19 protein-coding genes are annotated in these 18,353 nt (G+C 63.3%); 11 read left to right on the forward strand and 8 right to left on the reverse strand.

All coding sequences use genetic code 11. The features are described 5' to 3' along the window. Positions 1 to 38 precede the first annotated feature (38 nt). Together FJ940_RS07815 and FJ940_RS07820 are read left to right on the forward strand one after the other, a co-directional pair. Entirely contained in the window at positions 39 to 449 is a 411-nt protein-coding gene (locus tag FJ940_RS07815; RefSeq protein WP_140517698.1) for a hypothetical protein, read from the forward strand. Between the two features lies 1 nt (position 450). Beyond that, positions 451 to 1,107 (forward strand): Pr6Pr family membrane protein, encoded by a 657-nt coding sequence (locus FJ940_RS07820; protein ID WP_140493828.1) that lies wholly within the window; start codon positions 451 to 453, stop codon positions 1,105 to 1,107. A gap of 18 nt (positions 1,108 to 1,125) precedes the next feature. Here the strand turns inward: FJ940_RS07820 and FJ940_RS07825 are convergent, their stop codons facing one another. Further along, positions 1,126 to 1,371 (reverse strand): DUF1127 domain-containing protein, encoded by a 246-nt coding sequence (locus FJ940_RS07825; RefSeq protein WP_140493830.1) that lies wholly within the window; start codon positions 1,369 to 1,371, stop codon positions 1,126 to 1,128. Between the two features lie 94 nt (positions 1,372 to 1,465). Between FJ940_RS07825 and FJ940_RS07830 the strand changes: the two genes are divergently transcribed. The 6 genes from FJ940_RS07830 to FJ940_RS07855 all read left to right on the forward strand — a co-directional run bounded on the left by FJ940_RS07830 (position 1,466) and on the right by FJ940_RS07855 (position 8,161). Beyond that, positions 1,466 to 2,872: a PLP-dependent aminotransferase family protein gene (locus FJ940_RS07830; RefSeq protein WP_140656053.1), complete on the forward strand. Its 1,407-nt coding sequence runs from the start codon at positions 1,466 to 1,468 to the stop codon at positions 2,870 to 2,872. 221 nt (positions 2,873 to 3,093) lie between these two features. After that, the gene (gene purL / locus FJ940_RS07835) at positions 3,094 to 5,325 is read left to right on the forward strand and encodes a phosphoribosylformylglycinamidine synthase subunit PurL (protein ID WP_140656056.1); all 2,232 of its coding nucleotides are present in this window, start codon (positions 3,094 to 3,096) and stop codon (positions 5,323 to 5,325) included. Positions 5,326 to 5,372: 47 nt separating this feature from the next. Next, positions 5,373 to 5,906, forward strand: coding sequence for a hypothetical protein (locus FJ940_RS07840; protein ID WP_140656059.1), 534 nt, complete (start codon positions 5,373 to 5,375; stop codon positions 5,904 to 5,906). 122 nt (positions 5,907 to 6,028) lie between these two features. After that, positions 6,029 to 6,262, forward strand: coding sequence for a BolA family transcriptional regulator (locus tag FJ940_RS07845; RefSeq protein WP_140493839.1), 234 nt, complete (start codon positions 6,029 to 6,031; stop codon positions 6,260 to 6,262). A 153-nt stretch (positions 6,263 to 6,415) separates the two neighbouring features. Next, positions 6,416 to 6,751 carry a Grx4 family monothiol glutaredoxin gene (grxD, locus tag FJ940_RS07850; protein ID WP_013532137.1) on the forward strand — a complete coding sequence of 112 codons (336 nt, stop codon included), beginning with the start codon at positions 6,416 to 6,418 and terminating at the stop codon, positions 6,749 to 6,751. Between the two features lie 141 nt (positions 6,752 to 6,892). Further along, positions 6,893 to 8,161, forward strand: coding sequence for a multidrug effflux MFS transporter (locus FJ940_RS07855; protein ID WP_140631631.1), 1,269 nt, complete (start codon positions 6,893 to 6,895; stop codon positions 8,159 to 8,161). A 46-nt stretch (positions 8,162 to 8,207) separates the two neighbouring features. Here FJ940_RS07855 and FJ940_RS07860 read toward each other — a convergent pair whose 3' ends face one another. The 3 genes from FJ940_RS07860 to rpsD form a co-directional block, all read right to left on the reverse strand. Next, positions 8,208 to 9,035 (reverse strand): inositol monophosphatase family protein, encoded by an 828-nt coding sequence (locus tag FJ940_RS07860; protein ID WP_140656062.1) that lies wholly within the window; start codon positions 9,033 to 9,035, stop codon positions 8,208 to 8,210. Continuing rightward, complete coding sequence (gene ttcA, locus FJ940_RS07865) at positions 9,025 to 9,918, reverse strand: tRNA 2-thiocytidine(32) synthetase TtcA (RefSeq protein WP_140493845.1); 894 nt, start codon at positions 9,916 to 9,918, stop codon at positions 9,025 to 9,027. Before ttcA ends, FJ940_RS07860 begins: the two co-directional genes overlap by 11 nt. Before the next feature lie 129 nt (positions 9,919 to 10,047). After that, on the reverse strand, positions 10,048 to 10,665 hold the full coding sequence (gene rpsD / locus FJ940_RS07870) for a 30S ribosomal protein S4 (RefSeq protein ID WP_140493847.1): 618 nt from the start codon (positions 10,663 to 10,665) through the stop codon (positions 10,048 to 10,050). 412 nt (positions 10,666 to 11,077) lie between these two features. On the opposite strand from rpsD, the gene FJ940_RS07875 reads away from it, so the two are divergent. Continuing rightward, entirely contained in the window at positions 11,078 to 11,284 is a 207-nt protein-coding gene (locus FJ940_RS07875) for a hypothetical protein (RefSeq protein WP_140656064.1), read from the forward strand. Between the two features lie 150 nt (positions 11,285 to 11,434). On the opposite strand, the gene FJ940_RS07880 is transcribed toward FJ940_RS07875, so the two are convergent. The 3 genes from FJ940_RS07880 to FJ940_RS07890 are packed head-to-tail and all read right to left on the reverse strand — an operon-like array spanning position 11,435 to position 13,384. Beyond that, on the reverse strand, positions 11,435 to 11,620 hold the full coding sequence (locus tag FJ940_RS07880; RefSeq protein ID WP_140493851.1) for a DUF3008 family protein: 186 nt from the start codon (positions 11,618 to 11,620) through the stop codon (positions 11,435 to 11,437). Positions 11,621 to 11,679: 59 nt separating this feature from the next. Next, positions 11,680 to 12,468: a glutamate racemase gene (murI, locus tag FJ940_RS07885; RefSeq protein ID WP_140493853.1), complete on the reverse strand. Its 789-nt coding sequence runs from the start codon at positions 12,466 to 12,468 to the stop codon at positions 11,680 to 11,682. Beyond that, positions 12,461 to 13,384: an RNA methyltransferase gene (locus FJ940_RS07890; protein WP_140583360.1), complete on the reverse strand. Its 924-nt coding sequence runs from the start codon at positions 13,382 to 13,384 to the stop codon at positions 12,461 to 12,463. The genes murI and FJ940_RS07890 overlap by 8 nt, the downstream gene beginning before the upstream one ends. A gap of 213 nt (positions 13,385 to 13,597) precedes the next feature. Here FJ940_RS07890 and FJ940_RS07895 point away from each other — a divergent pair, with 213 nt between their 5' ends. Together FJ940_RS07895 and FJ940_RS07900 are read left to right on the forward strand one after the other, a co-directional pair. After that, complete coding sequence (locus tag FJ940_RS07895) at positions 13,598 to 14,809, forward strand: NADP-dependent isocitrate dehydrogenase (RefSeq protein WP_140493857.1); 1,212 nt, start codon at positions 13,598 to 13,600, stop codon at positions 14,807 to 14,809. A gap of 86 nt (positions 14,810 to 14,895) precedes the next feature. Further along, positions 14,896 to 15,522 (forward strand): glutathione S-transferase N-terminal domain-containing protein, encoded by a 627-nt coding sequence (locus FJ940_RS07900; protein ID WP_140583362.1) that lies wholly within the window; start codon positions 14,896 to 14,898, stop codon positions 15,520 to 15,522. Positions 15,523 to 15,672: 150 nt separating this feature from the next. Here the strand turns inward: FJ940_RS07900 and alaS are convergent, their stop codons facing one another. Then, a complete protein-coding gene (gene alaS / locus FJ940_RS07905) occupies positions 15,673 to 18,339 on the reverse strand; it encodes an alanine--tRNA ligase (protein WP_140656066.1) in 2,667 nt (888 codons plus the stop codon). Positions 18,340 to 18,353: the final 14 nt, after the last annotated feature.

Here is an 18,353-nt window from a genome sequence, read left to right on the forward strand (position 1 = left end):
CTTCCGAAATTCTTTCAGAACCTGGGGGCGGCCTGACGATGAGACTGACGATTGCTCGCTTTGCTCTCCTGGCTGCCGCCGGCCTTGCGCTGGCATCCTGCCAGTCGGGTCCGAAGAGCGCTCCGCCGCCTTCCGGCAAGAGCGCGGCGCTGCTGGCCATGGAACAGGTGGCGATCTCCGCCCACAAATGCTGGATCGCCAGCAAGGACCCGGCCTTCAAATCCTACCAGATGGCCAATGAGCTGAATTCGTTCAGCGGCACGCCGCGCTTCCTGCTGGTGCCGGCCAAGCATTATGGCGGCAAGCCGCTGCTGGTGGTGCAGGCGCAAGGCAATTCGAGCCGTGTAGACGTGTTCGGTCCGCTGATGGCCGAGCCGCTCGGCGCGCGCATCGGCTCCGACATCGCCCGCTGGCAGGCCGGCAATCCGGCCTGCGCCGCCGCCGCGTAAGATGGGCCGGCTGCTGCAGGTCGCGGGTCTGGTCGCAGGGCTGGCCGGTCTTTTCCTGCAGTTCTCGATCACCGTTCCGGCCTCGATGGAAGCCGGCCGCGGCCTGATCGGTTCGGTCGTCTTCTACTTCAGCTTCTTTACCATCCTGACCAACATCGGTGCGGTGCTCGTCCATGCGTCGCTGCTGTCGCCCGCCGGCCATGCCTGGTTTCCGGCCTTTGCCGGAGCGCGGATGCGGGCAGGCGTCGCCGTCGCCATCACCGTGGTCTTCATGGTCTACGCCACCGTGCTGGCACGCCTCTGGCAGCCGCAGGGCCTGTTCCTGCTGTGCGACGTGCTGCTGCACTATGTGACGCCTGCACTGTTCGTGCTGTGGTGGCTGGCCGCCGGTGCCGACGGCAAGACGCGATGGCGAGACGTTTCCTGGTGGATGCTCTATCCGCTCGCTTATCTGGCCTATGCGCTGGCGGGGGCGTCCATAACAGGCGAAGTGCCCTACCCGTTCCTCGATGTCGCCAGGTACGGCATCGCCAGCGTCGCCATCGCCTCGCTGGCCATCACCGCCCTTTTCCTGGCGCTGTGCGTTGGCGCCGTGCTTGCGGACCGCGGCCTGTCGCGGATCAGGGCGCCAGTTGTGCAGCCACGCAAGCAGGATTGAACATTGCATCGCGCCTGTTCATTCCCAGAATGGCCTGATCCCTTCGCGATGGGCGTCGCAGCGGGAAATGCCGATGTCCTTCAACTGGTCGTCGGTCATGTCCAGCAAGGCGAGCCGGCTGCGCCTGCGCTCCAGCAGGCCGTCGATCCAGCGCCCCAGCGATTTGACCATACGCACGATGCGGCTGACAAAGCCGCCGCGGTCCACAGGTCGCGCGGCGAACAATCCTGCGGTTGTCTGGCTGATTGTCTCGATTGTATCCATCTTCGCTCTACCAAAGCTGCAAATTGCACTCTTTTATTCCACACAACGCATGTGAATTGACTCATCGTTCGACGCAATATACAAAATTGTCACCATGACAAATTGGCTTCCCGACCTCACGGCCAGCTCCGGCCCGCTTTATCAGCGCCTTGCTGACAGCATTGAGTCAGATATCGACCGCGGCGTGATCGACGCCGGGGCAAAGCTGCCACCGCAGCGGGATCTCGCCTATGACATCGGCGCAACCGTCGGCACGGTCGGCAGGGCCTATCAATTGCTGCGCGAGCGCGGGCTGGTCAGCGGCGAGGTCGGGCGCGGCACCTATGTCCTCGGCCGGCAGAACGCGAAGCCCGACTTCATAGCGCCGGACGCGCAAGGCACGCGCGACATCGATGCGCCGCGCGGCAAGCTGCGCTTCGACAGCACCGCGGCGCCCGATGTCGGCCAGGGCGCCATCGTCACCGAAGTGCTGTCGCGCACGGCTTCGGATCATGCGCATGAGATTTCGAGCTACACGCGGGATTTTCCCGAGCGCTGGTTCGAGGCCGGCGCCAGTTGGCTGTCGCGCAACTCGTTTCGACCGAGCGCCGATACGATCGTGCCGACGCTCGGTACCCATGCCGCTGTCATGGCGGCGATCGCCGCACTGACCACGCCCGGCGATTACGTCGCCTTCGAGCACCTGACCTATTCGCAGATTTCGCGCAGCGCCGGCCTGATCGGTCGTCGCACGGCGCTGGTGGCATCGGACCATCAGGGTCTCGACCCCGACGATTTCGAGCGCGTCTGCGCGCAAAAGCATCCGAAGATGATCTTTCTGATGCCTACGGTGCAGAATCCGACGCTGGCGATCCTGCCGGCAGCGCGACGTGAGGCAATCGCGCGGATCGCGCGTGAATACAATGTCGTTCTTATAGAGGACGATCTTTACGGCGGCCTGACCGAAGATCCGACGCCAATGCTGGCCGACTATGCACCCGAGCGCACCATCGTCGCAGGCGGCCTGTCGAAATCGGTAGCGGCTGGCGTTCGCGGCGGCTGGCTTTCCTGCCCGCCTGCTTATCGCCATCGCATCCGCGTTGCCCACAAGATGATGACCGGCGGCATGCCTTTCCTGCTGGCCGAGGTGAATGCCCGGCTGGTGCTGTCGGGCCAGGCCGCGGACATACGCAAACGGGCCATCGCCGAAATCAACGCCCGCACCGCCATCGTGCGCGAGACTTTGGCCGGCTTCGAATTCAAGTCGCGGGACAATATACCCTTTGTCTGGCTGACCTTGCCCGACCCCTGGCTTTCCGGCACGTTCAAGAACGCCTGCCTCGAGCACGGCGTGCTGATCGACGACGAGGACGAGTTCAAGGCGGGCCGTTCCGAGCAGGTCTTCCACGCTGTGCGCTTCGGCATTTCGCAGCCGAGGCAGCGCAAGGACATCGCGGACGGCGTTGCGGCGATCCGGAGGCTCCTCGACGAAGGCCGCGCCGGCTACGACAGCTTTTCCTGATCCGCATCGCCTTGGAGCGCCGGCGGTTCAGGACGACGGCATGCCTCCAGGCAAGACCGAGGCGCATCGGTTGAGTCCGGTCCGGTGGGACGCGCGTTCAAGGCGCCGCGGCTTTCTCCGGATTCAGCCACTTTTCGTCGGTCCATGGGTGTATCGGCCGCAAAGCTTGCGATAAGAGGAGACTCAAAATCCCAAGCTCCCACGGATAAAAACCGCCGCCCATGACCATTTCCAATTCCGTGCCGATCACGCCCGAGCTCATTGCCGCGCACGGGCTGAAGCCAGACGAATACCAGCGCATCCTCGACCTCGTCGGGCGTGAGCCGAGCTTCACCGAACTTGGCATCTTCTCGGCGATGTGGAACGAGCATTGCTCGTATAAATCCTCGAAGAAATGGCTGCGCACGCTGCCGACGACCGGCCCGCGGGTCATCCAGGGACCGGGCGAGAATGCCGGCGTGGTCGATATCGGCGACGGCGACTGCGTCGTCTTCAAGATGGAGAGCCACAACCACCCCTCCTTTATCGAGCCCTACCAAGGGGCGGCGACAGGCGTCGGCGGCATATTGCGCGATGTCTTCACCATGGGCGCGCGGCCGATCGCGGCGATGAACGCCTTGCGCTTCGGTGCTCCCGATCATCCCAAGACCAAGCACCTGGTGGCGGGAGTGGTTTCCGGCGTCGGCGGCTACGGCAACTCCTTCGGCGTGCCGACGGTCGGCGGCGAGGTCAATTTCGACGCCCGCTACAACGGCAATATCCTGGTCAACGCTTTTGCCGCGGGTCTTGCCAAGACGGACGCGATTTTCCTGTCGGAGGCCAAGGGCGTCGGCCTGCCGGTCGTCTATCTCGGCGCCAAGACCGGTCGCGACGGCGTCGGCGGCGCCACCATGGCCTCGGCCGAATTCGACGACAAGATCGACGAGAAGCGCCCGACCGTGCAGGTCGGCGATCCCTTCACCGAAAAGTGCCTGCTGGAAGCCTGTCTCGAACTGATGGCGTCCGGTGCGGTCATCGCCATCCAGGACATGGGTGCTGCCGGCCTTACCTGCTCGGCGGTCGAGATGGGCGCCAAGGGGAATCTCGGTATCGAGCTCGAGCTCGACAAGGTGCCGGTGCGCGAGGAGCGCATGAGCGCCTACGAGATGATGCTGTCGGAAAGCCAGGAGCGCATGCTGATGGTGCTGCGCCCCGAAAAGGAAAAGGAGGCCGAGGCGATCTTCCACAAATGGGGGCTCGACTTCGCCATTGTCGGCAAGACGACCGACGATCTGCGCTTCCGCGTTCTGCATCAAGGCGGCCAGGTCGCCGACCTGCCGATCAAGGATCTCGGCGACAAGGCGCCGGAATATGACCGTCCATGGGTCGAGCCGAAGAAGCCGGCGCCGCTTGCGGCCAATGACGTTCCGCAGGCCGATGTCGCCGACGCACTGCTGAAGCTGCTCGGCGGGCCCGACCTGTCGTCGCGCCGCTGGGTGTGGGAACAGTACGACACGCTGATCCAGGGCAATTCGCTGCAGCTTCCCGGTGGCGATGCCGGCGTGGTGCGGGTCGAAGGCCATCCGACCAAAGCGCTGGCTTTCTCGTCGGACGTGACGCCGCGCTATTGCGAGGCCGACCCGTATGAGGGCGGCAAGCAGGCGGTGGCCGAATGCTGGCGCAACCTGACCGCCACCGGCGCGCTGCCGCTGGCCGCCACCGACAATCTCAATTTCGGCAATCCGGAACGGCCGGAGATCATGGGTCAGTTGGTCGGCGCGGTGAAGGGCATTGGCGATGCCTGCCGCGCGCTCGGCTTCCCGATCGTTTCGGGCAATGTCTCGCTCTACAACGAAACCAATGGCCAGGGCATCCTGCCGACGCCGACCATCGGCGGCGTCGGGCTGATCGCCGACTGGTCGAAGATGGTGCGGGCCGGCTTCGCGGCGCAAGGCCAGATGATCCTGCTGGTCGGCGCGCCGGCCTCATGGGGCACGCATCTCGGCCAATCGGTCTACTTGCGCGACATCCACGGCCGCAGCGACGGCCCGCCGCCGCCGGTCGACCTCGACCATGAAAAGCGTGTCGGCGACCATGTGCGCGCCCTCATCGCGTCCGGCATCGTCACCGCGGCTCACGACGTTTCCGACGGCGGCATTGCGGTCGCGCTGGCCGAGATGGCGATGGCATCAGGCATCGGCGCGACGGTCCCCGGACTGGCCGGCACCGATCCTATTCCGGTCTGGTTCGGCGAGGACCAGGGCCGCTATCTCCTGACGCTGTCAATCGATCCAGACAGTAAGGACTGGGACGCGATCCGCAAACAGCAAAGCGAACTCGGCATTTTCGCGCCCTGGATCGGCTCGACCGGCGGCGACACGCTGAAACTCGGCGAGGCACGGGCGATCCCGCTCGGCGAATTGACCGCCGCGCACGAAGGCTGGTTCCCGCGCTTCATGGATCAGGCCATTTGAGCAGAGCGTGATCCCGAAAAGTGGGAACCGATTTTTTCGGAAAAATCATGCTCAACCACAGGAAACTGGCCGTCCGGGCACTGCTTGCAGTCGTCTTCTGGCCATCGCTGTTCTTCTTCTGGTTTCTCGGCCCGTTCGTCTTTTTCCTGCTGTCGACGACATCGAACGAGGTCTGCGCCCGGTTGGATACACGCGCGGAGTTCCTCGCCGCGGCCAACGACACGCTTCCGATGCTTGGCCTGCAAAACCTTTTCTATGCAGTTCCGCTTGTCTGCCTGGTGCTTTGGAGCCGGCTTCTGCCGGACCGGGCACGGACAAGGCACATCTTCACCTGCATAAAACTTTTCGCCGTCGCGGCCGCATTGGGGGCACTGTGGGAGTATGGCTCCTCGCTGGCCTGCGATGGCTACGGCCAGCCGTTCTTCTCGCCCGTCTGGCGGATGACCGCCTACCTGCCGATTGCCAACCTGGCGATCAACCTTCCCCTCTATGTGCTGACCTTCAGCCTTGGGCGGACCTTCTCGACGCCCGAGGACGACCCCGCGGACGACGCCGGCGGTCAGAGCGAGAACGCGTCGTGAGCCACAATCGCGCTGGGGCTGGACGGAACGGCTTCAATCCCGGCCGGAAAGGCTTTAGGTTCACTCCGACTCTCATCGCACGGGCAGCCATGCCGCAGCCCGCCCGAAAACAGGAACTTGCCATGGCAATGGATGCCCGCGACATCGAAAAACTGATCAAGGAGGGCATCCCGGATGCCAGGGTGACCATCCGTGACCTTGCCGGCGACGGCGATCACTATGCGGCCGAAGTCGTGGCCGAGAGCTTTCGCGGAAAAAGCCGCGTGCAGCAGCACCAGATGGTCTATGACGCGCTGAAGGGCAATATGGGCGGCGTGCTGCACGCGCTGGCGCTGCAGACCAGCGTGCCGGACTAGGGGCTTCCAACGCCAAAGTCGCTTGGCCCAAAACGCCGCATCTTTTGCGCCATTCAGGCCACCACGCGGCTAAAGTCTTGTTTCGGGCAACCTATGGGTTTATCTGATGGAAAAGCTTCGAGCCTGACTCCCACAGGCGGGAAAGGATATTCCATGAGCGGCATCAACGACTACATCGACAACGAAGTGAAGGGCAACGACGTCGTGCTTTTCATGAAGGGCACGCCCGGTTTCCCGCAGTGCGGATTTTCCGGCCAGGTTGTCCAGATCCTCGACTATATCGGCGCCGACTACAAAGGCGTGAACGTGCTGGATTCGGCCGAACTGCGCCAGGGCATCAAGGAGTACTCCAACTGGCCGACGATCCCTCAGCTCTATGTAAAGGGCGAATTCGTCGGTGGCTGCGACATCGTGCGCGAAATGTTCCAGGCGGGCGAGTTGCAGACATTCCTTGTCGAGAAGGGCGTGAGCGTCAAAGGCGCCGCCTGATTTCGGTTGGGCATGTCGCCGTCGACATGCCCTGAGCACCGGGGCAGCCCCGCCTCGGCAATTTTGCGTCCGGGACCCGGACCAGGACGAGCCAATGCGCCGGGCCACCGGCGCGTTTTCGTTTGAGAGATCGGACTTGCCGTGGACCAGCAGACGTCAGCACCGCAATCGGCAAGCAAATTGCCCATTCCGCGCTGGGAGTTCATCGCGCTGTGCGCAGCGCTGATGGCGCTCAATTCGTTGGCCATCGACATCATGCTGCCGGCGCTGCAGCAGATCGGCGCCTCGCTTGGCGTCGAGAACGAAAACCACCGGCAATATGTCATCACCGCCTATATTCTGGGTTTTGGCGGCGGACAGCTGTTTTTCGGACCGCTCTCGGACCGATTCGGGCGCCGTGCGCCGCTTGTCGCCGGCCTGATCATTTATGTGGCGGCGGCCGCCGCGGCCGCCATATCGCCAAGCTTTGAAACGCTTCTACTTTGCCGGGCCGTGCAAGGCATCGGTGCGGCCGCGACCCGCGTCATCGCCGTCTCGATCGTGCGCGACACGTTCGATGGCCGGCGCATGGCCGAGGTGATGTCGCTGATCTTCATGGTGTTCATGGCGATCCCGGTGATTGCTCCCGGCATCGGCCAGTTCATCATGCTGTTCGCGACCTGGCATTTGATCTTCGTCACCATGGCCGTCGGCGCGCTTGTCGTCTCGGCCTGGTCGCTGCTGCGCCTGCCCGAGACGCTACATCCGGAATATCGCCGGCCATTGACCGTCAATGCCATTGTCGGCGGGTTCCGCATCGTGCTGACCAACCGCGTCGCGATCTGCTATGCCTTCGCCAGTACGTTCATCTTCGGCGCCATGTTCGGCTTCATCGCCTCGGCGCAGCAGATTTATGTCGACATATTCAATGTCGGCGAATTGTTTCCGGTCATCTTCGCCGGCGTTGCCGGCGTGCTCGCCTTCTCCAACTACCTGAATTCGCGTCTTGTCGGCCGCGTCGGCATGCGCCGCCTGTCGCAGAGCGCGCTGCTGTTGTTTCTGGTCATCAGCCTGGCCTGGCTGGTGGTTTCGCTGGAAATGAAGATGCCGCTCTGGCTGTTCGTCACCTTCTTTGCCTGCGCCATGCTCCCTTTCGGCGCGCTCGGCGCGAATTTCAACGCGCTCGCCATGGAGCCGCTCGGCCAACTGGCCGGCACGGCCTCGTCCATCCTGGGCTTCATGCAGACGTTTCTCGGCGGCATTCTCGGCACGCTGATCGGCCAGGCTTTCAACGGCACGGTGACGCCGTTGGCCGCCGGCTTCTGCAGCGTCTCGGTCGCAGCCCTGCTGATGATCTTCATCGCCGAACGCGGCAAGATGTTCCAGCCGCAGAATCAACCCGTCTCGGGGCACATTGCCGATCTGCATTGAATTGTCGCCTTTGCGGCGCTCGGCTGGTAATCGAATTGGCAGCCGGCTATTGCGTCCAGAGTTCGCTGCGCAACTCGCGCCAGCTTTCCCGGTCGGGTGCGACAAGCAGGCCGCCGCCGACATGCGACGGTAGGTAGGCACTGGCGTCGAAACGCGCGGCGTGGCCGCCGGCCTCGGCATGGATCAGGACACCGGGCAGATGGTCCCACGGCATCAGCTTGTTGTAGACGACGAAATGGGCATGGCCGCTGGCCAGCAGGCGATATTCATGCGCGGCGCAGCGATAGGCGAATTGCGACAGGATTTTCGTCTGGTTGCGCGCCAGCCGCGACCGCTCTGGTTCGGCCATGTACTGCCAGGAGACGGAGCCGGTCATTCCCGAGATCGGCACGGGCGCCGCGACACGCACTTTTTCCAGGTTGCCATGCGCGTGCCTGATATGACTGCCGGCGCCCCTGGCGCCGATCAGCCAGTCCTTGCCGACCGGATCGTGGATGATGCCTGCGACGGTCTCACCCCGGACCACGACACCCAGCATGACGCCGAACAACGGCACGCCGGAAGCGAAATTGAAAGTGCCGTCCACCGGGTCGATGGTGAAAGCCAGATCGGCATCGCCAAGACCGTCGAGCAGCGCCGGATTGTCGGAACAGGCTTCCTCGCCGACAATCATGGCCGTTGGGTAGCGCTCACGCAGCTTGGCGGTGATCAGCCGCTCGGCACTAACGTCGGCTTCCGTCACCAGGTCGGCGGCCGACGTCTTCTGGCGGACGTCGCCGCCGCCCAACCGGCGAAAGCGCGGCATGATTTCGGCTTCGGCTGCTTCGGCCAGGGTGCTGGCCAGCCAGTCGATCGCGGTATCGTCAAATGTCATCGGAAATGTCTTGCCTGCTGGAGAGCGTTTCATCGAGTGCGGCGAAATCGAACAGTTTCCTGTCGAGCAGATGCGACGGCCTGGTGTTGGACAACGCACGCAGCATCGTGTCCTTGCGCCCGGGCATGCGCTTTTCGATATCGTCGAGCATGGCCTTCATGGCGTTGCGCTGGAGACCTTCCTGGCTGCCGCAGAGATCGCAAGGGATGATCGGGAACCGCATCGCCGCGGCGAGCTTTTCCAGATCGATTTCGGCGCAATAGCTCAGCGGCCGCAGCACCATGACGTCGCCCTCGTCGTTGAGCAGCTTTGGCGGCATGGCGGCGAGACGGCCGCCGTGGAACAGGTTCATGAAGAAGGTTTCGAGAATGTCCTCTCGATGATGGCCGAGCACCAGCGCCGAGCACCCCTCCTCTCGGGCTACGCGATAGAGATGACCACGCCGCAGGCGTGAACAGAGCGAGCAATAGGTGCTGCCCTGCGGCAGCTTGTCGGTGACGACGGAGTAGGTGTCCTGGTATTCGATGCGGTGTGCAATGCCGTGGGCATTGAGGTAATCGGGCAGGATGTGCTTGGGAAAGTTCGGCTGGCCCTGGTCGAGATTGCAGGCCAGCAGCTCCACCGGCAGCAGGCCGCGCCATTTGAGGTCCAGCAGCATGGCAAGCAGGCCGTAGGAATCCTTGCCGCCCGACAGGGCCACCAGCCAGCGCTCGCCTGGCCTGACCATCGAAAAATCCTCGATCGCCTGGCGGGTCAGCCGCAGCAGCCGCTTGCGCAATTTGTTGAACTCGACCGAAGACGGCACATCGGCGAACAGCGGGTGAAAACCGCCTTCGATGTCGGCGGCCTGCTCAAGCGATTGAGCGTCTGGCAGCATGTTCATGGCGTCGGTTCCAAATCCTGGAGCAACGAACGTTCGGAGCTTCGTTGCCGCCCGGATTAGCGGACATGGCCGACAAAGAAAAGGCCGCCTCGATGGGCGGCCCCTTCCGGTCTCGCAAAAAGCCTTCGCTTAACGCGAATAGAATTCGACGACGAGGTTCGGTTCCATCTGGACGGCGAACGGAACGTCCGCCAGGCCCGGGATGCGCGAGAAGGTCGCGGTCATCTTGTTGTGATCGGCTTCGATGTAGTCCGGCACGTCGCGCTCGGCGAGGCCGACCGATTCCAGGACGATCACCAGCTGCTTCGACTTTTCACGCACTTCGACGACGTCGCCCGGCTTGCAGCGGTACGAGCCGATGTTGACGCGCTTGCCGTTGACGTTGACGTGGCCGTGGTTGACGAACTGGCGGGCGGCGAAAATGGTCGGAACGAACTTGGCGCGATAGACGACCGCGTCCAGACGCGACTCGAGCAGGCCGATCAGGTTCTCCGAGGTGTCGCCCTTGCGGCGATCGGCCTCTTCATAGACCTTGCGGAACTGCTTTTCCGAAACGTCGCCATAGTGGCCTTTCAGCTTCTGCTTGGCGCGCAGCTGCAGGCCGAAATCGGAAAGCTTGCCCTTGCGGCGCTGGCCGTGCTGGCCGGGGCCGTATTCACGCTTGTTGACCGGGGACTTCGGGCGGCCCCAGATGTTTTCGCCGAGACGGCGGTCGATCTTGTACTTCGCGGATTCGCGCTTGCTCATCGCATTCCCTTTCAAAACAACATAACCCGGAGCCTCATGGTCCGGGTGAAGGAAACGCGCCCTCCTCTGGCCTCCGTTTTCGAGACCTGACAGGGTTTTTCCACGCAACGCGGCGAAAAACCCACGGGACACGTCAGTTCAAACAAGACCTTGGAAAACAGACTGGCTTCCGTCGGGGTCTTGCGCATGCAAAACAAACCACCGGGCGTTGCGGCCCGGTGTTGGGAGCGCTGTTAAACAGAGATTTAACCGATGTCAAGGTTCCAACTGGCGCCGCCCGCGGTATTAGAACAATTCCCGGAAAGCGCTAGCGGTTTCTACCCGGGATTGTGTAAAAAACCGGAGCGGGGCGGCGATTCCCCGAAGCTGAACCGCTCCAGGAAGGGACTTGAGCAGAGGAGCCTGAATTCGGATGAAGAAGTTCTTTCTAAGCCTGACTGGTGCGACGGTGTTGGCCGGATCGATGGCCGTCATTACTCCTGAGCCGGCGATGGCAAGGCATTGGCAAGGCCACCGGCCTCATCAGGTATGCCGGATCGTGGTCAGGAAGCGCGTCGTCTGGCGCCATGGTCACCGCCATGTCATTCGCCAAAAAGTGCGACGTTGCCACTGGCGCTAACAGCCGCCACTGGCGCTAACAGCCGCCACTGGCGCTGATTACGTCGGCCATTGACCCGACAATAACATCAAGGCCTGCGACCCCGTCGCCGGCCTATTTCTTGCCATTGGACGAACCCTTCAAGAAGGTCGTTGCCAAATAGCGCTTCCCTCAGTGCTTCTTTTTCTCCGGCAGATCCTTGCGCTTGGTTTCGGCGAATTCCTCGAGCTGCTTTTCGCTCATGGATTCGTACATCCCTTTGGAAGCGCCTTTGAGCTCGCTCTTCTTGGTCTCGCCGCGCTTGGCCGACAATGCGGCGCCGGCGGCCTTCTGCTGGGCTTTCGAGGTGGCAGGCATGGTTTTTCTCCCTTCATTGCCTGGGAGAAAACGAAACGGCCTCGCCAATGTTCCGGAAATCAGGCGACCGCCAGTCCAAAGCCCTGCATCAAACGGCTGGTGGCAAAATCCGCCTTGCCGGACGTGAAGACCGCGATGTCCGGCTCACCATGCGGCAACGGCCCATTGACCGGCGACAGCAGCGACATCGCCCGCCGGGCGATCGCTTCGGCAGGATCGATCCAGTCGACCGGCCAGGGTGCGGTCTTGCGCATGCGGTTAACCAGAAAAGGATAGTGCGTACAGGCGAGCACGGCGATGTCGGTGCGCATGCCGTCGCGCTCGATGAAACACGGGGAGATCTCGGCGCGCACGGCTTCCTCGTCGACGAACCCTTCGCGCATATAGGCTTCGGCCAGCCCCGCCAGGCGGTCGCTACCGACCAGCCGGACATGGCACTTCTGCGCCCATTTGCTGATCAGGTCGCGCGTGTATTGCCGTTTCACCGTGCCGGGCGTCGCCAGCACGGAGACGAGGCCGGAGCGGGTACGCTCCGCCGCCGGCTTGATCGCAGGCACGGTGCCGACAAAGGGATGGCCGGGAAATCTCTCGCGCAACGCATCGATCACCAGCGTCGAGGCGGTGTTGCAGGCGATGACCGAGATGGCCGGGGCGAACCGGTCCAGCAATTTGCCGAACAGGTCGAGAATATGGACCCGCAGCGCCGGTTCCTCCCAGGCGCCAAAGGGGAAGGCGGCATCGTCGGCGATGTAGACGAAGCGGCGGTCGGGCATCAGCACGCGCGCCTCGCGCAGCACAGTCAGCCCGCCAATGCCGGAATCGAACATCAGGATCGGCTGATCAGTCATTGTCGGTTCCCTTGCCGCCGAGCGGCGGCGCGGGGTTGTCGTCGTCATCGGCCACCTGACGATCCGCATTGGTCTTGCGGCCGGGACCGCCGGCGCGCGCCGCTGCCGGAAGGCGCCTTGGATCATCTCCCGGAGAGCCGTCGCCGCGCGGCATCGCCGGCGAGAACCTGTCCAGCGACGAGATGATGCCGCGCAGCACCTTGAGCTCCGGCTCGGCAAATCCCGCCCGGGTCAATACGGCGCGCAGATTGTCAACCATCTTCGGCTTCTTCGGCGCCGGCCGGAAATAGCCGCGCGCTTCGAGTGCGCCTTCGAGATAGGCGAACAGGCCGTGCAGTTCTTCCTTGCTGGCCGGCTTCATGTCCGGACCCGTAAAGTTGGTCTTGGTCTCGTCCTCGAGGCCGGATTTCATCCACTCGTAGGACATGAGAAGCGCGGCCTGGGCGATGTTGAGCGAGGAAAAATCGGGATCGACCGGAAAAGTGACGATCTCGTCGGCGAGGCCAACCTCGTCATTATAGAGGCCGAAACGCTCGCGGCCGAACAGGATGCCGGTTCGCTGACCCATGCCATGGCGAGCCCGGAGCACCCTGCCCGCCTCGACCGGCCCGCGCACGGGCTTGAAGCCGTCGCGTTGCCTTGCGGTGGTCGCGAAAACGAAATTCAGGTCGGCCATCGCCGTGGCGAGATCGTCGAAAACCTTGACGGCGTCGATGACATGGTCGGCGCGGCTGGCCGCCGCCCGCGCCTTCTCGTTCGGCCAGCCGTCGCGCGGGTTGACGAGGCGAAGTTCGACCAGGCCGAAATTGGCCATGGCGCGCGCAACCATGCCGATATTCTCGCCGAGCTGCGGCTCCACGAGGATGATGGCGGGGCTGGCGACTGAAGCGGTATCGGAATCTTTGGTGACGGGCATGATTGTCAATGAACTGCTGTTTGCGGCATTTCAGCGTCCCCTGCCATATTCGGCCGCGAAAATGAACCATTCGCAAATGGCGGGGCGATCGCTTCGCTTTCGTGACCGATCGTCGTTTGCGCGGCCAAAAACGCTTTGATATAGGGGCGCATCCCCGGCCGAACGCCACGCGGGCAAGGCCGTCCCATTTCCCAGCAACGAGGCATTCTTTCCATGGCGAAGATCAAGGTGGCGAACCCGGTCGTCGAACTCGACGGCGACGAGATGACCCGCATCATCTGGCAGTTCATCAAGGACAAGCTGATCCACCCTTATCTCGACCTCAAGCTTGAATATTACGACCTCGGCATCGAGCATCGCGACGCCACCAACGACCAGGTGACCGTCGATTCGGCCAACGCCATCAAAAAATACGGCGTCGGCGTGAAATGCGCGACCATCACGCCCGACGAGCAGCGCGTCGAGGAATTCAAGCTGAAGAAGATGTGGAAATCGCCGAACGGCACCATTCGCAACATCCTCGGCGGCACCATCTTCCGCGAGCCGATCATCATGAAGAACGTGCCGCGGCTGGTACCCGGCTGGACCAAGCCGATCATCGTCGGCCGCCACGCCTATGGCGACCAGTACCGCGCCACCGATTTCCGTTTTCCCGGCAAGGGCAAGCTGACGATCAAGTTCGTCGGCGAGGATGGCCAGGTGATCGAGCACGACGTGTTCGACGCGCCCGGCGCCGGCGTCGCCATGGCCATGTACAATCTCGACGAGTCGATCCGCGAATTCGCCCGCGCTTCGCTGAACTACGGCCTGCTGCGCAACTACCCGGTCTATCTCTCGACCAAGAACACCATCCTCAAGGCCTATGACGGCCGCTTCAAGGATATTTTCCAGGAGGTCTACGAGGCTGAGTTCGAGGCCGAGTTCAAGTCCAAGAAGCTGTGGTACGAGCACCGCCTGATTGACGACATGGTGGCCTCCAGCCTGAAATGGTCGGGCGGCTATGTCTGGGCCTGCAAGAACTATGACGGCGACGTACAGTCCGACACGGTGGCGCAGGGGTTCGGCTCGCTTGGCCTGATGACGTCGGTGCTGATGACGCCGGACGGCAAGACGGTGGAAGCGGAAGCCGCGCACGGCACCGTGACGCGCCACTATCGCCAGCACCAGAAGGGCGAGGAAACCTCGACCAATTCGATCGCCTCGATCTTCGCCTGGACCCGAGGGCTGGCCCACCGCGCCAAGCTCGACGACAATGCCGAATTGAAGCGTTTTGCCGAAACGCTGGAAAAGGTCTGCATCCAGACGGTCGAATCCGGCTTCATGACCAAGGACCTGTCGCTGCTGATCGGCCCCGACCAGCCTTGGCTGTCGACCACCGGATTTCTCGACAAGATCGACGAGAATTTGCAGAAGGCGATGGCGTAGGCACCCGCGGGTTCAACACGCCGAAGGCTCCGGAAGGAGCCTTCGCTTTTTTGGGCCAACGAAATCGAAAGCAAAGGACTGGCAACATGGCCAAACCGGTCCTCTACGGCGCGGACTACAGCGTTTACGTGCGCATAGCGCGCATGGCGCTGGAGGAGAAGGGCGTCGACTATGAGCTTGTGCCGGTCGATGTCTTTGCCGCCGAGGGCATCCCCGGCTGGTATTTCGAGCACCACCCGTTCGGCCGCATCCCGGCCTTCGAGCATGACGGTTTTCGCCTGTTCGAGGCCAGCGCGATCACGCGCTATGTCGATGAAGCTTTCGACGGACCGCCCTTGCAGCCGAACGATCCGCGCGGCCGCGCGCGGATGAACCAGATCATCGGCATGCTCGACGCTTATGGCTATCGGGCCATGGTCTGGGACGTCGCCGTGGAGCGGCTGGAGAAGGCGTCGCCTGACGAAGCGCTGATTGTCAGCGGATTACGACAAGCAGGAGCGGTCCTTCAGGTGCTCTCATCATTGAGATCCCCGGGGCCGTGGTTGCTCGGCAATCAACTGACGCTCGCCGACCTGCATGCGGCACCGATCATCGGCTATTTCGTCAGGGTGGCGGAAGGGCGCAAACTGCTGGCTCGCTTTGCCGACATACAGGACTGGTGGGATTGTATTGCTAAACAGACAAGCTTTGCCAGGACTGAAAAGGCCGGCTGATCTGCGACAGCGCAGCGCAGCGATATTCGATTCAGGTCAACGATTTCGCGGATAACCGATCATTGATGTCGCGCCGCCCATCATGAGGGGCCGCGCGACCTCGAAGGGAAGCAACCGGCCTGGAGCGTTGCCCCCCAATTCTGCAATGAATCACGCCGCCTCCAGCGCCGCCCTCACCGCAGCAATCGCGTCGTCGGCCTTCGAGGCATCGGGGCCACCGGCCTGCGCCATGTCGGGCCGGCCGCCGCCGCCCTGCCCGCCGAGTACCGCGGAGGCGACGCGCACCAGGTCGACGGCGCTGAAGCGGCCGACGAGATCATCGGTGACAGCGACCACGACGCTCGCCTTGTTGTCCTCGCCCGCACCGACAAACACGACCACGCCGGAGCCGAGCGAGCTTTTGCCGGCATCGGCGAGCGGCTTCAGATCCTTCGGCGAGACACCGGAAACCGACTTGCCGAGGAAGCCGACGCCCGCGACGGTCTCGTTGGCGGCCGGCGCGTCAGCGGGCGACCCGCCGCCCAGCGCCAGCTTCTTGCGCGCTTCGGTGAGCTCCTTCTCGAGCTTCTTGCGCTCTTCGAGCAGGGCTTCAACACGCGCCGGCACGTCGGCCGGCGAGATTTTCAGTGTTGCCGCGGCCGCCTTCAGCCGCCGGTCCTGTTCGTCGAGATGCTTGCGCGCGGCCTCGCCCGTCAGCGCCTCGATGCGGCGCACGCCTGCGGCGACGGCGCTGTCGGACACGACGCGCACCAGGCCGATGTCACCGGTTGCCCTGACATGCGTGCCGCCGCAAAGCTCGACCGAATAGGGGCGATTGGCCTTGGCGCCATGTAGGCCCGTGCCCATAGACACGACGCGCACCTCATCGCCGTATTTCTCGCCGAACAGCGCCATGGCGCCTTCGGCAATGGCATCGTCGACCGACATCAGGCGCGTGATCACCGGGCTGTTCTGCACCACGATCTCATTGGCCATGCGCTCGACCTCCTCGAGTTCCGAGGGCGAGATGGGCTTGTTGTGCGAGATGTCGAAGCGCAGGCGCTCGGGCGCGACCAGCGAGCCCTTCTGTGCCACATGGGTGCCCAGCACCTCGCGCAGCGCCTCATGGATCAGATGCGTCGCGGAATGGTTCGCGCGCAGCCTGGAGCGCCTCGCATGGTCAACCTTCAGCTCGACGGCGGCACCCGTCCTGGCAGTGCCGCTGACCACCTTGCCGAGATGCACGAACAGCCCGTCGGCCTTCTTCTGCGTATCGGAAATCTCGATCGAGAAGCCTTCGCCTGAAATGGTTCCGGTGTCGCCCATCTGGCCGCCGGATTCGGCATAGAACGGCGTCTGGTTGACGACTACGGCTACCGCTTCGCCCTTGCCGGCGCTGTCGACGGTCTTGCCGTCGCGGACAAGCGCCTGGATAATGCCTTCCGCCTGCTCGGTCTCGTAGCCGAGGAATTCGGTAGCGCCGGATTTTTCGCGCACCGGGAACCAGACCGCTTCGGTCGCCGCCTCGCCGGAGCCCGCCCAGTGCTTACGCGCCTCTGCCTTCTGCTGCTCCATCGCATTGGTGAAGCCGGCAAGATCGACCGAGATGTTGCGCTGGCGCAGCGCATCCTGCGTCAGGTCGAGCGGGAAGCCATAGGTGTCGTAAAGCTTGAAGGCCGTCTCGCCGTCCAGCATGTCGCCGGCGCCGAGCTTTTCCGTCGCCTCCGACAGCAAACCGAGGCCACGCACCAGTGTCTTGCGGAACCTGGTCTCCTCAAGCTTCAGCGTCTCGGTGATCAGCTGTTCGCCGCGCACCAGTTCCGGATAGGCCTGACCCATCTCGCGAACCAGCGCCGGCACCAGCTTCCACACCAGCGGCTCGTTCGCACCGAGCAATTGCGCATGCCGCATGGCGCGGCGCATGATGCGGCGCAGCACATAGCCGCGGCCTTCGTTCGATGGCAGCACGCCGTCTGCGACCAGGAACGAGGACGAGCGCAGGTGATCGGCTATGACGCGATAGGATGCGACGGTCTCGGCGTCGGGACCGCGGCCGAGCGCGGACGACGCCGCATCGATCAGATGGCGGAACAGGTCGGTCTCAAACACGCTTTCCACGCCTTGCAGGATGGAGGCCATGCGCTCCAGCCCCATGCCGGTGTCGATCGACGGGCGCGGCAGGTCGATGCGCTCGTCCTTCGTCACTTGCTCGTACTGCATGAACACCAGGTTCCAGAATTCCAGGAACCGGTCGCCATCCTCCTCCGGGGTGCCGGGCGGACCGCCCCAGATGTGCTCGCCGCGATCGATGAAAATTTCCGAGCATGGCCCGCACGGCCCGGTGTCGCCCATCGCCCAGAAATTGTCGGAGGTTGGGATGCGGATGATGCGATCATCGGAAAAGCCGGCGATCTTCTTCCAGAAGCCGGCCGCCTCGTCGTCGGTGTGGTAGACGGTGACGAGCAGCTTGTCCTTCTTAAGCCCGAACTCCCTGGTAATGAGGTTCCAGGCCAACTCGATGGCGCGCTCCTTGAAATAGTCGCCGAAGGAGAAATTGCCGAGCATCTCGAAGAAGGTCAGGTGGCGCGCGGTGTAGCCGACATTGTCGAGGTCGTTGTGCTTGCCGCCGGCGCGAACGCTTTTCTGGGCGGTCGTGGCACGCGAATAGGGCCGCTTCTCCAGGCCGGTGAAGACGTTCTTGAACTGCACCATGCCGGCATTGGTGAACATCAGCGTCGGATCGTTGCGCGGTACAAGCGGGCTCGACGCCACGACCTCGTGACCCTCCTTGCGGAAATAGTCGAGAAATGTCGACCGGATCTCGTTCACGCCACTCATGAATGCTGCCTTTT

It is taken from the genome of Mesorhizobium sp. B2-3-7 (genome assembly GCF_006442695.1).
Classification (GTDB): domain Bacteria; phylum Pseudomonadota; class Alphaproteobacteria; order Rhizobiales; family Rhizobiaceae; genus Mesorhizobium.

Bases quoted from the DNA above. Each gene is read 5' to 3' on its own strand.
- FJ940_RS07875 (WP_140656064.1), top strand. From the start codon at position 11,078: ATGAAGAAGTTCTTTCTAAGCCTGACTGGTGCGACGGTGTTGGCCGGA.
- FJ940_RS07900 (WP_140583362.1), top strand. From the start codon at position 14,896: ATGGCCAAACCGGTCCTCTACGGCGCGGACTACAGCGTTTACGTGCGC.
- grxD (WP_013532137.1), top strand. From the start codon at position 6,416: ATGAGCGGCATCAACGACTACATCGACAACGAAGTGAAGGGCAACGAC.
- FJ940_RS07895 (WP_140493857.1), top strand. From the start codon at position 13,598: ATGGCGAAGATCAAGGTGGCGAACCCGGTCGTCGAACTCGACGGCGAC.
- murI (WP_140493853.1), bottom strand. From the start codon at position 12,468: ATGACTGATCAGCCGATCCTGATGTTCGATTCCGGCATTGGCGGGCTG.
- FJ940_RS07840 (WP_140656059.1), top strand. From the start codon at position 5,373: ATGCTCAACCACAGGAAACTGGCCGTCCGGGCACTGCTTGCAGTCGTC.
- alaS (WP_140656066.1), bottom strand. From the start codon at position 18,339: ATGAGTGGCGTGAACGAGATCCGGTCGACATTTCTCGACTATTTCCGC.
- rpsD (WP_140493847.1), bottom strand. From the start codon at position 10,665: ATGAGCAAGCGCGAATCCGCGAAGTACAAGATCGACCGCCGTCTCGGC.
- FJ940_RS07880 (WP_140493851.1), bottom strand. From the start codon at position 11,620: ATGCCTGCCACCTCGAAAGCCCAGCAGAAGGCCGCCGGCGCCGCATTG.
- ttcA (WP_140493845.1), bottom strand. From the start codon at position 9,918: ATGAACATGCTGCCAGACGCTCAATCGCTTGAGCAGGCCGCCGACATC.
- purL (WP_140656056.1), top strand. From the start codon at position 3,094: ATGACCATTTCCAATTCCGTGCCGATCACGCCCGAGCTCATTGCCGCG.
- FJ940_RS07860 (WP_140656062.1), bottom strand. From the start codon at position 9,035: ATGACATTTGACGATACCGCGATCGACTGGCTGGCCAGCACCCTGGCC.
- FJ940_RS07890 (WP_140583360.1), bottom strand. From the start codon at position 13,384: ATGCCCGTCACCAAAGATTCCGATACCGCTTCAGTCGCCAGCCCCGCC.
- FJ940_RS07820 (WP_140493828.1), top strand. From the start codon at position 451: ATGGGCCGGCTGCTGCAGGTCGCGGGTCTGGTCGCAGGGCTGGCCGGT.
- FJ940_RS07825 (WP_140493830.1), bottom strand. From the start codon at position 1,371: ATGGATACAATCGAGACAATCAGCCAGACAACCGCAGGATTGTTCGCC.
- FJ940_RS07845 (WP_140493839.1), top strand. From the start codon at position 6,029: ATGGCAATGGATGCCCGCGACATCGAAAAACTGATCAAGGAGGGCATC.
- FJ940_RS07830 (WP_140656053.1), top strand. From the start codon at position 1,466: ATGACAAATTGGCTTCCCGACCTCACGGCCAGCTCCGGCCCGCTTTAT.
- FJ940_RS07815 (WP_140517698.1), top strand. From the start codon at position 39: ATGAGACTGACGATTGCTCGCTTTGCTCTCCTGGCTGCCGCCGGCCTT.